Source organism: Enterobacter sp. PL_is511 (assembly GCF_055816065.1).
In genome coordinates, this window is sequence record NZ_JBVPGP010000024.1 from 422,021 (window position 1) to 435,912 (window position 13,892).

The following is a 13,892-nucleotide window of genomic DNA, read 5'->3' on the forward strand; positions in this document are numbered from 1 at the left end:
GGTGAACGGTGGAGCGGTTAGCAGCAGGGACCGCATAATGAAACGCTATTTTTGCATCGCGTTCATTGTCGCCAGCGTACTCGTTGTCAAAAGTGATGAACCGATCGGGTTTGTTGCATTTAGAACGATAGCGCAGGACAAGTAGCGTTAAGGCCGCCTTGGGCGGCCTTTTTTATTTCATCCCGTCTACACTTCATGGCAAAGTAGTTCAATGCATGCTTTTTCCTTTTACGGCATGCCCTTACGGACATAATGGATATTTGCCTGGAGTTTTATGCCCACCCATCTGGTTTGGTTTCGCGCGGATCTTCGCGTACATGACAACATCGCCCTCGCGGCGGCCTGCCGCGCCAAAGACGCTAACGTACTGGCTCTGTTTGTGGCTACGCCCGAGCAGTGGCGGCAGCATGATATGGCGCCACGCCAGGCGGCCTTGCTGCGGGCGTATCTGACCGATCTGCAGCATTCGCTTGCCGGAAAAGGCATACCGCTGATTTATAAAGAGGTAAGTGATTTTGCCGCACAGCTGCAGACGGTGCAGGAGACCTGTAAGCAGCACAACGTCACGCATCTTTTTTACAACTATCAGTACGAATTCAACGAGCAGCAGCGCGACCGTCAGCTGGAGAAGATACTGGAAGATGTGGTCTGTGAAGGGTTTGATGACAGCGTGATGCTGGCACCGGGCAGCGTGATGACCGGCAACCGTGAGATGTATAAAGTTTTCACACCGTTTAAAAATGCCTTTATCAAACGTCTGAAAGAGGCGTTGCCGGAGTGCGTTGCTGCGCCTGCCGCGAGGGGCGAACCCCTGAAGGACCTGCCTGAACTGACGTTCGATTATCCTCAGCAGCCGTTTGATAAAGCGCTGTTCCCCGCCGATGAGAAAGCGGCCATCGCCCAACTGCGCCAGTTCTGCAAACAGGATGCGGCCAACTACGACGCGCGTCGGGATTTTCCCGCCATCGAGGGCACCAGCCGCCTGTCGGCCTGTCTGGCACTGGGCGCGATCTCTCCTCGTCAGTGTTTACACCGTCTGCTGGCGGAGCAGCCGCAGGCGCTGGAAGGGGGAGCCGGTTCTGTCTGGCTTAACGAACTTATCTGGCGTGAGTTCTACCGCCATCTGATGACGTATCATCCCGATCTCTGTAAGCATCGTCCGTTCATTCCCTGGACCGACAACGTAAAATGGCAGCACGATGAGGCACTTTTACAGGCCTGGCAAACAGGGCAGACGGGCTACCCGATAGTCGATGCCGCGATGCGCCAACTGAATGAAACCGGGTGGATGCACAACCGCCTAAGAATGATTACCGCCAGCTTTCTGGTGAAGGATATGCTTATCGACTGGCGTATCGGAGAGCGCTATTTTATCTCTCAGCTGATCGATGGCGATCTTGCCGCGAATAACGGCGGCTGGCAGTGGGCAGCCTCAACGGGCACCGATGCGGCTCCCTATTTCCGGATTTTTAATCCAACCACTCAGGGACAAAAATTTGATGAGGACGGCGAGTTTATCCGCCGCTGGATCCCTGAACTTAAAGAGATACCGGCTAAAGCGATCCACGAACCGTGGGCATGGGCGGATAAACAGCGTGTAAAACTGAATTATCCCCGTCCGATTGTCGATCATAAACAGGCGCGTGTCGCCACGCTGGCTGCGTACGAAGCGGCCCGCAAAGCATAAGAGAGTGATGATGAAAAACAGCGAACTGGAACGCCTGATTAACGAAAAACTGAACAGCGCCTCCTTCAGCGATTACGGCCCGAACGGGCTCCAGGTCGAAGGACGCGAAACGGTGCAAAAAATTATCACCGGCGTCACGGCAAGCCAGGCGCTGCTGGACGAGGCGGTCCGTCAGAACGCTGATGCGGTGATTGTCCATCACGGTTACTTCTGGAAAAACGAATCGCCGATTATTCGCGGCATGAAGCGCAACCGCCTGAAAACGCTGCTGGCAAATGACATTAACCTGTACGGTTACCACCTGCCGCTGGATGCGCACCCGGAGCTCGGTAACAACGTCCAGCTGGCGCAGCTACTGGGCATTACCGTGATGGGCGAGATTGAGCCGCTGGTGCCGTGGGGCGAACTGGCGATGCCGGTTCCGGGGCTGGAGCTGGCCTCGTGGATTGAAGCGCGCCTGGGGCGTCGTCCGCTATGGAGCGGTGATACCGGCCCGGATACGGTGAAGCGTGTGGCCTGGTGTACCGGTGGCGGGCAGGGCTTTATCGACAGCGCCGCGCGTTTTGGTGTCGATGCTTTTATCACCGGCGAGGTGTCCGAGCAGACTATTCATTCGGCGCGTGAGCAGGGGCTGCATTTTTACGCGGCAGGCCATCATGCCACCGAGCGCGGCGGCATTCGCGCCCTCAGCGAGTGGCTGACGGAAAACACCGATCTGGATGTGACCTTTATTGATATCCCTAACCCGGCCTGATGAGAGGTGCCTGAGTGCAGCGAGCGCGTTGTTATCTTCTGGGAGAAACGGCAGTGGTTCTGGAGCTCGAGCCGCCGGTGACCCTTGCCACGCAAAAGCGTATCTGGCGGCTAACCCAGCGTCTGGTCGATCTGCCGGAAGTGGTTGAAGCCATTCCGGGGATGAATAACATCACCGTGGTGCTGCGTAACCCGCATACGCTGGCGCTAGATGCCATCGAACGTTTGCAGCGCTGGTGGGAAGAGAGTGAGGCGCTGGAGCCGGAATCGCGTGCCATCGAGATCCCGGTCGTGTATGGCGGTACGGGGGGACCGGATCTTGGCGTGGTGGCGGACCACTGTGGTTTAACAGCAAAGCAGGTTGTTGAGCTGCACAGCTCGGTTGACTACGTGGTCTGGTTCCTGGGGTTTCAGCCCGGATTCCCGTATCTGGGCGGATTATCCCCTCAGCTGCATACGCCACGTCGTGCCGAACCGCGCCTGAGCGTACCGGCGGGGACGGTGGCTATCGGCGGCGAGCAGACCGGCGTTTATCCGCTGACATCGCCCGGCGGCTGGCAGCTTATTGGGCATACCACCACACCGTTATTTGACCCGGGGCTGGAGACGCCAATACTCCTGCGTCCCGGCGATACCCTTCGCTTTATCCCGCAGAAGGAGGGGGTATGTTAACGCTTATTCGCGCCGGGCTTTATACCTCCGTACAGGATGCGGGCCGCTTTGGTATGCGCCAGTCTGGCGTGAGCTATTGTGGCGCGCTGGACAGGCCTGCGCTGGAGATTGCTAACGTGCTGGTGGGCAACCCCGGCAATACGGCCGCGCTCGAAATTACGCTCGGCCAGTGCGTCATTGAGTTTAGTCAGGAGACCTGGTTTGCCTTAACCGGCGCGGGGTGTGATGCGACGCTGGATGGCAAAGCGGTCTGGACCGGCTGGCGGCTGCGGGCGAAAGCCGGACAGCGTCTGACCTTAAAGCGTCCTTTGCACGGTGTGCGTAGCTATCTCGCGGTGGCGGGCGGCATCGACGTGCCTGAGGTGCTGGGCTCATCCAGTACCGATCAGAAAGCCGGGATCGGCGGTCATGAAGGACGTTTGCTGCGCGACGGCGACCGGCTGGCAATCAAGCCCTCGGCACGCCATTTCTCGACCGCGCAGGGCGTAAAACAGCTGCTGTGGGGAAACCAGATCCGCGCCTTACCGGGGCCGGAATATCATGAGTTTGACGAGGCTTCCAAAGAGTCCTTCTGGCGCTCGCCGTGGAAGCTCAGTCCGCAGAGTAACCGCATGGGCTACCGTCTTCAGGGGCAACCGCTGACCCGCACGACTGACCGGGAACTGCTCTCCCACGGTTTACTGCCTGGGGTTATTCAGGTTCCAGGCAACGGGCAACCGATCGTGTTAATGAACGACGCGCAGACGACCGGCGGTTACCCGCGAATTGCCTGCATCATAGAAGCCGATCGCTACCATCTGGCGCAAATTCCCCTCGGGCAGCCGATTCACTTCGTGCAGTGTTCACTGGAAGAGGCGCTGAAGGCGCGGCAGGATCAGCAGCGTTATCTCGAACAGCTGGCGTGGAGGCTTGATGGTAAAGATTGATTTGAATGCCGATCTGGGCGAGGGCAGCAGCGCCGATGCGGCGCTGATGACGCTTGTCACCTCAGTCAACATCGCCTGTGGCTTTCACGCGGGCGATGCGCAAACCATGCTGGAGAGCGTGCGTAATGCCATCAAAAACGGCGTCGCGATTGGCGCTCATCCGAGCTTCCCTGACCGGGAAAACTTTGGCCGCACGGCGATGGATCTGCCGCCGGAGACGGTCTACGCTCAGGTGCTCTACCAGATCGGCGCGCTGGAGGCGATGGTGCGCGCTGAGAACGGCGTGCTGCGCCACGTGAAGCCGCACGGTATGCTCTACAACCAGGCGGCAAAAGATCCGGCGCTGGCGGAGGCGATTGCCCGCGCGGTGCGGGACTGTAATCCGCAGCTGATTCTGGTAGGCCTTGCGGGTAGCGAGCTTATTCGTGCCGGACAGCGGCTGGGCCTGACCACCCGTCAGGAAGTGTTTGCCGACCGGGGATACCTGCCGGACGGCAGCCTGGTTCCACGTACACAGGCCGGGGCGCTGATTACCGACGAAGCTAAAGCGCTGGCGCAGACGCTGGAGATGGTGCGCGCCGGGCGGGTGACCGCCGTGGATGGCACACAGGCAAACGTTCAGGCTGATACGGTATGTTTACACGGCGACGGCGAGCATGCGCTCCAGTTCGCGCGCCGCTTGCGGGCGGCGTTCTCTGAAGAGGGCATTCTGGTCAGCGCAGAATAATCATGAAAGGACAATAACATGCCAGAAGGTCCGGAGATCCGCCGCGCGGCGGATAGCCTGGAGGCGGCGATAAAGGGCAAACCATTGACGCATGTCTGGTTTGCTTTTCCTCAGCTAAAGCCGTTTGAATCACAGCTGGTGGGGCAGACGGTGACCCATATTGAAACGCGCGGCAAAGCGTTGCTCACGCATTTTTCCCATAACCTGACGTTATATAGCCATAACCAGCTTTACGGCGTCTGGCGCGTGGTGGAGGCGGAGGAGCAGCCGCAAACCACCCGCGTGCTGCGCGTCAGGCTGCAAACGGCGGATAAAGCGATCCTGCTTTACAGCGCGTCGGATATCGAAATGTTAACGCCGGAGCAGCTGCTGACGCACCCGTTTCTGCAGCGGGTCGGGCCGGACGTGCTGGACATGCGCCTGACGGCGAGCGATGTGAAGGCCCGGCTGTTATCACCTAAATTCCGTAACCGGCAGTTTTCCGGCCTGTTCCTTGACCAGGCGTTTCTGGCCGGGCTCGGCAACTACCTGCGGGTGGAGATCCTCTGGGAAGTCGGGCTGGCGCCGCAGCACAAAGCGTCTCAGCTGAATGATGAACAGCTGGAGGCGTTATCCCACGCGCTGCTGGATATTCCGCGGCTGTCGTATAACACGCGCGGCGTGGTGGATGAGAACAAGCATCACGGGGCGCTGTTCCGGTTCAAGGCGTTTCATCGGGAGGGGAAAATGTGCGAGCGATGCGGCGGGATTATCGACAAGATTATGCTCTCTTCGAGACCCTTTTACTGGTGCCCGCACTGCCAGAAATAAAAGCAAAACGGCAACGAAAGTTGCCGTTTTAATGTTTTCTCCCTCTCCCTGTGGGAGAGGGCCGGGGTGAAGGCATCAGGCCGCACCCAACGTCTGTTAGCGCTTAATATCAGACTTAAAATCACGCTGCTCGTAGCCGGTATACAGCTGACGAGGACGGGCGATTTTCATGCCTTCGCTGTGCATTTCGTTCCAGTGCGCAATCCAGCCTACGGTACGGGCCATGGCGAAGATGACGGTGAACATGGAAGACGGAATGCCCATCGCTTTCAGAATAATGCCAGAGTAGAAATCGACGTTCGGGTAGAGTTTCTTCTCGATGAAGTACGGGTCGTTCAGCGCGATGTGTTCCAGCTCCATCGCCACTTCCAGCAGGTCATCTTTGGTACCCAACTCTTTCAGCACTTCGTGGCAGGTCTCACGCATGACGGTGGCGCGCGGGTCGTAGTTTTTGTAAACACGGTGACCGAAGCCCATCAGGCGGAAGGAGTCATTCTTGTCTTTCGCACGACGCACGAACTCAGGAATGTGCTCAACGGTGCTGATCTCTTCCAGCATCTTCAGTGCCGCTTCGTTCGCGCCGCCGTGCGCCGGTCCCCACAGGGAGGCGATACCCGCAGCGATACAGGCGAACGGGTTCGCGCCTGAAGAGCCCGCGGTACGGACGGTAGAGGTAGAGGCGTTCTGTTCGTGGTCAGCGTGCAGGATCAGAATACGGTCCATCGCACGTTCCAGTACCGGGTTCACTTCGTACTCTTCGCACGGCGTGGAGAACATCATGCGCAGGAAGTTACCCGCGTAGGAGAGGTCGTTGCGCGGATACACAAACGGCTGGCCGATGGAGTATTTGTAGCACATCGCCGCCATGGTAGGCATTTTGGACAGCAGGCGGAACGCCGCGATATCACGGTGACGCGGGTTATTCACGTCAAGGGAGTCGTGGTAGAACGCCGCCAGCGCACCGGTAATCCCGCACATCACCGCCATAGGGTGAGAGTCACGACGGAACGCATGGAACAGACGGGTAATCTGCTCATGGATCATGGTGTGACGGGTCACGGTGGTTTTGAATTCATCGTACTGTGCCTGCGTCGGTTTTTCGCCGTTCAGCAGGATGTAGCACACTTCCAGATAGTTGGATTCGGTGGCTAACTGATCGATGGGGAAGCCGCGATGGAGCAGGATACCTTCGTCACCGTCAATGTAGGTGATTTTGGATTCGCAAGATGCGGTAGAGGTAAATCCAGGGTCAAAGGTGAACACACCTTTAGAACCCAGCGTACGGATATCAATAACATCCTGACCGAGCGTGCCTTTTAGCACATCCAGTTCAATAGCAGTGTCACCATTTAGGGTGAGCGTTGCCTTTGTATCAGCCATTTACGGTCTCCTTAGCGCCTTATGCTTAAGACTGCGCTTCACCGGATTTGCTTTCAGCTGTAAATCACCGTTACCAGATTGTTATTTGGCTTACCGCTCAGCTCACGAGGACAAACCAGGGTACAGAGCTATGGCGCCTTGCAGGTAAACGAATGAAATATCAGTGAAACAACAGCAAATCAGCGTTTTTGCAGTCCGAATTATTCAAACCTGTATATCACTAATAACTGTCCTGATAACTTCGGTCAATACCATCACACTGTTACATAACTATTTGTCAGGTGAAAGTGAGACCTCATAACTTTTGCGCATTATATGCCTTTTCTGATGACGTTTGTAACAATATTGTTTAACATTTGTCAAATCAGATGATTAAAAATTAAAAAGATGTTGTTATCGTGACCCTGATCACTGTTCCAGAGAAAACCCGACAAACTGTATGTAGGTTAATTGTAATGATTTTGTGAACGGCCTATACTGCCGCCAGGTCTCCGGAACACCCTGCAATCCCGAGCCACCCAGCGTTGTAACGTGTCGTTTTAGCATCTGGAAGCAATGTTTTGCATGACGCGCAGTTATAGAAAAGGAACGCTGCTTGACCCGCATCGCAGTCCGGAGGAAGGAAACAATAAGAACAGCATGTGGGCGTTATTCATGATAAGAAATGTGAAAAAACAAAGACCTGTCAATCTGGATCTCAAAACGATCCGGTTCCCTGTAACAGCAATAGCGTCCATTCTGCACCGTGTTTCTGGTGTGATTACGTTTGTGGCGGTCGGTATTTTGCTGTGGTTACTGGGCACCAGCCTCTCTTCCCCTGAAGGATTCCTCCAGGCCTCTGCCATCATGAACAGCTTCTTCGTGAAATTCATCATGTGGGGCATTCTGACCGCGCTGGCGTACCACGTCGTCGTGGGTGTTCGCCATATGCTGATGGACTTTGGCTATCTGGAAGAGACTTTCGAAGCCGGGAAACGCTCCGCTAACATTTCATTTGTGATTACAGTCGTGCTTTCACTTCTCGCAGGAGTTCTCGTATGGTAAGCAACGCCTCCGCATTAGGACGCAACGGCGTACATGACTTCATCCTGGTCCGTGCTACCGCCATCGTTCTCACCCTTTACATCATCTATATGATCGGTTTCTTCGCGACCAGCGGCACGCTGACGTGGGAAATCTGGAGTGGGTTCTTCGGATCCGCCTTCACCAAAGTGTTCACCCTGCTGGCTCTGTTCTCCATCCTTATTCATGCCTGGATTGGTATGTGGCAGGTGTTGACCGATTACGTTAAACCGCTGGCGATTCGCCTCCCGCTGCAGCTGGCCATTGTGGTTGCACTGGTGGTTTACGTTATTTATGGATTCGTTGTGGTGTGGGGTGTGTAATGAAACTGCCAGTCAGAGAATTTGATGCTGTTGTGATTGGTGCCGGTGGCGCAGGTATGCGTGCCGCACTGCAAATTTCCCAGAGCGGCCAGACCTGTGCGCTGCTCTCTAAAGTATTCCCGACCCGTTCCCACACCGTGTCTGCGCAGGGCGGTATCACCGTTGCGCTGGGTAACTCCCATGAAGACAACTGGGAATGGCACATGTATGACACGGTAAAAGGTTCCGACTACATCGGCGACCAGGATGCCATCGAATATATGTGTAAAACCGGCCCGGAAGCGATTCTGGAGCTGGACCATATGGGTCTGCCGTTCTCCCGTCTGGAAAATGGCACTATCTATCAGCGTCCGTTTGGCGGCCAGTCGAAAAACTTCGGCGGCGAGCAGGCGGCACGTACCGCGGCGGCGGCTGACCGTACCGGTCACGCACTGCTGCACACCCTGTATCAGCAGAACCTGAAAAACCACACCACCATCTTCTCCGAGTGGTATGCGCTGGATCTGGTGAAAAACGCCGATGGCGCAATTGTTGGTTGTACCGCGCTGTGCATCGAAACCGGTGAAGTGGTTTACTTCAAAGCCCGCGCGACCGTGCTGGCGACCGGCGGCGCAGGCCGTATCTATCAGTCCACCACTAACGCCCACATCAACACCGGTGACGGTGTCGGTATGGCTATCCGCGCGGGCGTGCCGGTGCAGGATATGGAGATGTGGCAGTTCCACCCAACCGGTATCGCCGGTGCGGGCGTTCTGGTAACAGAAGGTTGCCGCGGTGAAGGTGGTTACCTGCTGAACAAACACGGCGAGCGCTTCATGGAGCGTTATGCCCCGAATGCGAAAGACCTGGCGGGTCGTGACGTGGTGGCGCGTTCCATCATGATCGAAATCCGTGAAGGCCGCGGCTGTGATGGCCCATGGGGTCCACACGCGAAGCTGAAACTCGACCATCTGGGTAAAGAAGTGCTGGAATCCCGTCTGCCGGGCATCCTGGAACTCTCCCGCACCTTTGCACACGTCGACCCGGTGAAAGAGCCGATTCCGGTTATCCCAACCTGCCACTACATGATGGGCGGTATTCCGACCAAAGTGACCGGTCAGGCGCTGACCGTGAACGAGCAGGGCGAAGACGTGGTTATTCCTGGCCTGTTCGCGGTAGGCGAAATTGCCTGCGTATCCGTACACGGCGCAAACCGTCTGGGCGGTAACTCCCTGCTGGACCTGGTAGTGTTTGGTCGCGCAGTGGGTCTGCATCTGCAGGAATCTATTGCCGAGCAGGGCGCGCTGCGTGACGCGACCGATGACGAAATTGATGCCTCTCTTGAGCGCCTCAACCGCTGGAACGGTAACCGTAACGGCGAAGATCCGGTGGAAATCCGTAAAGCGTTGCAGGAATGCATGCAGCACAACTTCTCGGTATTCCGTGAAGGCGATGCGATGGCCAAAGGCCTTGAGCAGCTGAAAGCTATCCGCGAGCGTCTCAAAAATGCCCGTCTGGACGACACCTCCAGCGAGTTCAACACCCAGCGCGTTGAGTGCCTGGAGCTGGATAACCTGATGGAAACCGCGTTCGCGACGGCAATGTCGGCAAACTTCCGTACCGAAAGCCGTGGCGCGCATAGCCGCTTCGACTTCCCGGAGCGTGATGACGAAAACTGGCTGTGCCATTCCCTGTATCTGCCAGAGTCGGAAACCATGACGCGTCGTAGCGTCAATATGGAACCGAAACTGCGTCCGGCGTTCCCGCCGAAGATTCGTACTTACTAATGCGGAGACAGGATAATGAAACTCGAATTCTCAGTTTATCGTTATAACCCGGATGTTGATGACGCTCCGCGCATGCAGGACTACACCCTGGAAGCGGAAGAAGGTCGCGACATGATGCTGCTGGATGCGTTAATCCAGCTGAAAGAAAAAGATCCAACGCTGTCGTTCCGCCGCTCCTGCCGTGAAGGGGTGTGTGGCTCTGACGGGGTGAACATGAACGGCAAAAATGGCCTGGCCTGCATCACGCCAATTTCAGCGCTGCAGCGTCCTGGTCAGAAAATTGTTATCCGTCCTCTGCCAGGCCTGCCGGTTGTGCGTGATTTGGTGGTAGACATGGGGCAATTCTATGCACAATATGAGAAGATTAAGCCTTACTTATTGAATAATGGGCAAAATCCACCCGCTCGCGAGCACTTACAGTCTCCAGAGCAGCGTGAAAAACTCGATGGGTTGTACGAGTGTATTCTCTGCGCATGCTGTTCAACGTCCTGCCCGTCGTTCTGGTGGAACCCGGACAAGTTTATCGGCCCGGCCGGTCTGCTGGCTGCCTATCGCTTCCTGATCGATAGCCGCGACACCGAAACCGACAGCCGTCTGGAAGGACTGAGTGACGCTTTCAGCGTATTCCGCTGCCATAGCATCATGAACTGCGTCAGTGTGTGTCCGAAGGGGCTGAACCCGACGCGCGCCATCGGCCATATTAAGTCGATGCTGCTGCAGCGCAGTGCGTAAGTAGTGAGAGGGGAGCGCTGTTCCCCTCACCCTGACCCTCTCCCAAAGGGAGAGGGAACAGATTGCAGAAACCTTTAAAAACTGCCCTGTACTACCCTGAAGTCCAGACAGTTTCTAAAGGTTCCTTCGCGGGCCAAATGAAAAGAGCTCGCAGGTGAACCCCGGCACGTACACGCGGTGTGCGTGGTAGTTTCTACGGCGAAAGTAAGCATAAAAATGCTTAAGGGATCACGATGCAGAACGGCGCAATGAAAGCCTGGCTGGACTCTTCTTACCTCTCTGGTGCGAACCAGAGCTGGATAGAACAGCTCTATGAAGACTTCTTAACCGATCCTGACTCAGTGGACGCAAACTGGCGTTCCATGTTCCAGCAGTTGCCTGGCACAGGGGTCAAACCGGATCAATTCCATTCCAAAACACGTGATTATTTCCGTCGTCTGGCGAAGGATGCCTCACGTTACTCTTCTGCGATTTCCGACCCTGACACCAATGCGAAGCAGGTTAAAGTCCTGCAGCTTATCAACGCTTATCGCTTCCGCGGTCACCAGCATGCGAATCTCGATCCGCTGGGACTGTGGAAACAAGACCGTGTGGCCGATCTCGATCCGGCGTATCACGATCTGACCGAGGCCGATTTCCAGGAAAGCTTTAACGTAGGTTCCTTTGCCATCGGCAAAGACACGATGAAGCTGGGCGATCTGATTGACGCGCTCAAGCAAACCTACTGCGGCTCCATCGGCGCGGAATATATGCACATTACCTCTACCGAAGAGAAACGCTGGATCCAGCAGCGCATCGAATCCGTAGCGGGCCACGCGACCTTCTCAGCTGACGAGAAAAAACGCTTCCTGAACGAACTGACCGCAGCGGAAGGGCTTGAGCGCTATCTGGGCGCGAAATTCCCGGGCGCAAAACGCTTCTCGCTGGAAGGCGGCGACGCGCTGGTGCCGATGCTGAAAGAGCTGATTCGTCACGCAGGCAAGAGCGGTACCCGTGAAGTGGTACTGGGTATGGCGCACCGCGGTCGTCTGAACGTACTGGTCAACGTGCTGGGTAAAAAACCACAGGACCTGTTCGACGAATTCGCGGGCAAACATAAAGAACACCTCGGCACCGGCGACGTGAAGTACCACATGGGCTTCTCGTCTGATATCGAAACCGAAGGCGGTCTGGTTCACCTGGCGCTGGCGTTTAACCCGTCACACCTGGAAATCGTCAGCCCGGTGGTTATCGGTTCCGTACGTGCGCGTCTGGATCGTCTGGACGAGCCAAGCAGCAATAAAGTGCTGCCAATCACCATCCACGGTGATGCGGCGGTAACAGGGCAGGGCGTGGTTCAGGAAACCCTGAACATGTCGAAAGCGCGTGGTTACGAAGTGGGCGGTACCGTTCGCATCGTGATTAACAACCAGGTGGGCTTCACCACCTCTAACCCGCTGGATGCGCGTTCTACCCCGTACTGCACCGACATCGGTAAGATGGTGCAGGCGCCGATCTTCCACGTTAACGCGGATGACCCGGAAGCCGTTGCTTTCGTTACCCGTCTGGCGCTGGACTTCCGTAATACCTTTAAACGCGATGTGTTCATTGACCTCTTCTGCTACCGCCGTCACGGCCACAATGAAGCGGATGAGCCAAGTGCAACCCAGCCGCTGATGTACCAGAAAATCAAAAAACACCCAACCCCGCGCAAAATCTATGCTGACAAGCTGGAGAGCGACAAAGTGGCGACGCTGGAAGATGCGACCGAAATGGTCAACCTCTACCGCGACGCGCTGGATGCGGGTGAATGCGTGGTGAAAGAGCTGCGTCCGATGAACATGCACTCCTTTACCTGGTCGCCGTACCTCAACCACGAGTGGGATGAGAGCTACCCGAACAAGGTTGAGATGAAGCGCCTGCAGGAGCTGGCTAAACGCATCAGCACCGTACCGGACGCTATCGAGATGCAGTCTCGCGTGCAGAAAATCTACGCTGACCGTCAGTCCATGGCGGCAGGCGAGAAGCTGTTCGACTGGGGCGGCGCGGAAACGCTGGCTTACGCAACGCTGGTTGACGAAGGCATTCCTGTTCGTCTGTCCGGTGAAGATGCGGGCCGTGGGACCTTCTTCCACCGTCACGCGGTTGTTCACAACCAGTCCAACGGTTCAACCTACACCCCGCTGCAGCACGTGCACAACGGTCAGGGCCAGTTCAAGGTCTGGGACTCCGTGCTGTCTGAAGAAGCGGTACTGGCTTTCGAATACGGCTACGCCACCGCTGAACCACGCACCCTGACCATCTGGGAAGCGCAGTTTGGTGACTTCGCCAACGGCGCGCAGGTGGTTATCGACCAGTTCATCTCCTCCGGCGAGCAGAAGTGGGGCCGTATGTGTGGCCTGGTTATGCTGCTGCCGCACGGCTATGAAGGCCAGGGTCCTGAGCACTCCTCCGCGCGTCTGGAACGTTATCTGCAGCTCTGCGCCGAGCAGAACATGCAGGTCTGCGTGCCGTCTACTCCGGCTCAGGTGTACCACATGCTGCGTCGTCAGGCGCTGCGCGGTATGCGCCGTCCGCTGGTGGTGATGTCGCCAAAATCCCTGCTGCGTCATCCGCTGGCGGTGTCCAGCCTGGAAGAACTGGCGAACGGTACCTTCCAGCCGGCCATTGGTGAAATTGACGAGCTGGATCCGCAGGGCGTGAAGCGCGTGGTGATGTGTTCTGGTAAGGTTTATTACGACCTGCTGGAACAGCGCCGCAAGAACGATCAGAAAGATGTCGCCATCGTGCGTATCGAACAGCTTTATCCGTTCCCGCATCAGGCGATGCAGGAAGTGCTGAAACAATATGCTCACGTACATGATTTTGTCTGGTGCCAGGAAGAGCCGCTCAACCAGGGCGCATGGTACTGCAGCCAGCATCATTTCCGTGAAGTGATTCCATTTGGGTCAGCCCTGCGTTATGCAGGTCGCCCGGCCTCCGCCTCTCCGGCGGTAGGGTATATGTCCGTTCACCAGAAGCAGCAACAAGATCTGGTCAATGACGCGCTGAACGTCGATTAATTAAAGGATACAA

12 protein-coding genes are annotated in these 13,892 nt (G+C 56.5%); 11 read left to right on the forward strand and 1 reads right to left on the reverse strand.

The genetic code is table 11. The features are described 5' to 3' along the window. Positions 1 to 274 precede the first annotated feature (274 nt). The 6 genes from phrB to nei are packed head-to-tail and all read left to right on the forward strand — an operon-like array spanning position 275 to position 5,575. Positions 275 to 1,687, forward strand: coding sequence for a deoxyribodipyrimidine photo-lyase (gene phrB, locus AC0TN7_RS17430; RefSeq protein ID WP_463726960.1), 1,413 nt, complete (start codon positions 275 to 277; stop codon positions 1,685 to 1,687). Between the two features lie 10 nt (positions 1,688 to 1,697). Beyond that, positions 1,698 to 2,441, forward strand: a complete 744-nt coding sequence (locus tag AC0TN7_RS17435) for a type 2 GTP cyclohydrolase I (RefSeq protein ID WP_024908806.1) — start codon at positions 1,698 to 1,700, stop codon at positions 2,439 to 2,441. 14 nt (positions 2,442 to 2,455) lie between these two features. Continuing rightward, positions 2,456 to 3,112, forward strand: coding sequence for a 5-oxoprolinase subunit PxpB (gene pxpB, locus AC0TN7_RS17440; protein ID WP_417927096.1), 657 nt, complete (start codon positions 2,456 to 2,458; stop codon positions 3,110 to 3,112). Next, a complete protein-coding gene (gene pxpC, locus AC0TN7_RS17445; RefSeq protein WP_024908804.1) occupies positions 3,106 to 4,038 on the forward strand; it encodes a 5-oxoprolinase subunit PxpC in 933 nt (310 codons plus the stop codon). The genes pxpB and pxpC overlap by 7 nt, the downstream gene beginning before the upstream one ends. Further along, on the forward strand, positions 4,025 to 4,765 hold the full coding sequence (gene pxpA, locus AC0TN7_RS17450; RefSeq protein ID WP_248163601.1) for a 5-oxoprolinase subunit PxpA: 741 nt from the start codon (positions 4,025 to 4,027) through the stop codon (positions 4,763 to 4,765). Before pxpC ends, pxpA begins: the two co-directional genes overlap by 14 nt. 18 nt (positions 4,766 to 4,783) lie before the next feature. Next, positions 4,784 to 5,575, forward strand: coding sequence for an endonuclease VIII (gene nei / locus AC0TN7_RS17455; RefSeq protein WP_463726959.1), 792 nt, complete (start codon positions 4,784 to 4,786; stop codon positions 5,573 to 5,575). A gap of 96 nt (positions 5,576 to 5,671) precedes the next feature. Here the strand turns inward: nei and AC0TN7_RS17460 are convergent, their stop codons facing one another. Beyond that, complete coding sequence (locus AC0TN7_RS17460; protein ID WP_023334930.1) at positions 5,672 to 6,955, reverse strand: citrate synthase; 1,284 nt, start codon at positions 6,953 to 6,955, stop codon at positions 5,672 to 5,674. Positions 6,956 to 7,594: 639 nt separating this feature from the next. Here AC0TN7_RS17460 and sdhC point away from each other — a divergent pair. From sdhC to sucA, 5 genes are all read left to right on the forward strand, one after another. After that, positions 7,595 to 7,999: a succinate dehydrogenase cytochrome b556 subunit gene (sdhC, locus tag AC0TN7_RS17465; protein WP_020684965.1), complete on the forward strand. Its 405-nt coding sequence runs from the start codon at positions 7,595 to 7,597 to the stop codon at positions 7,997 to 7,999. After that, on the forward strand, positions 7,993 to 8,340 hold the full coding sequence (gene sdhD, locus AC0TN7_RS17470; protein ID WP_008501088.1) for a succinate dehydrogenase membrane anchor subunit: 348 nt from the start codon (positions 7,993 to 7,995) through the stop codon (positions 8,338 to 8,340). Before sdhC ends, sdhD begins: the two co-directional genes overlap by 7 nt. Beyond that, the gene (gene sdhA / locus AC0TN7_RS17475) at positions 8,340 to 10,106 is read left to right on the forward strand and encodes a succinate dehydrogenase flavoprotein subunit (RefSeq protein WP_024908800.1); all 1,767 of its coding nucleotides are present in this window, start codon (positions 8,340 to 8,342) and stop codon (positions 10,104 to 10,106) included. Before sdhD ends, sdhA begins: the two co-directional genes overlap by 1 nt. A 15-nt stretch (positions 10,107 to 10,121) precedes the next feature. Beyond that, positions 10,122 to 10,838 (forward strand): succinate dehydrogenase iron-sulfur subunit SdhB, encoded by a 717-nt coding sequence (gene sdhB, locus AC0TN7_RS17480; protein WP_008501090.1) that lies wholly within the window; start codon positions 10,122 to 10,124, stop codon positions 10,836 to 10,838. Between the two features lie 233 nt (positions 10,839 to 11,071). Beyond that, positions 11,072 to 13,879: a 2-oxoglutarate dehydrogenase E1 component gene (gene sucA, locus AC0TN7_RS17485; RefSeq protein ID WP_032649515.1), complete on the forward strand. Its 2,808-nt coding sequence runs from the start codon at positions 11,072 to 11,074 to the stop codon at positions 13,877 to 13,879. Positions 13,880 to 13,892: the final 13 nt, after the last annotated feature.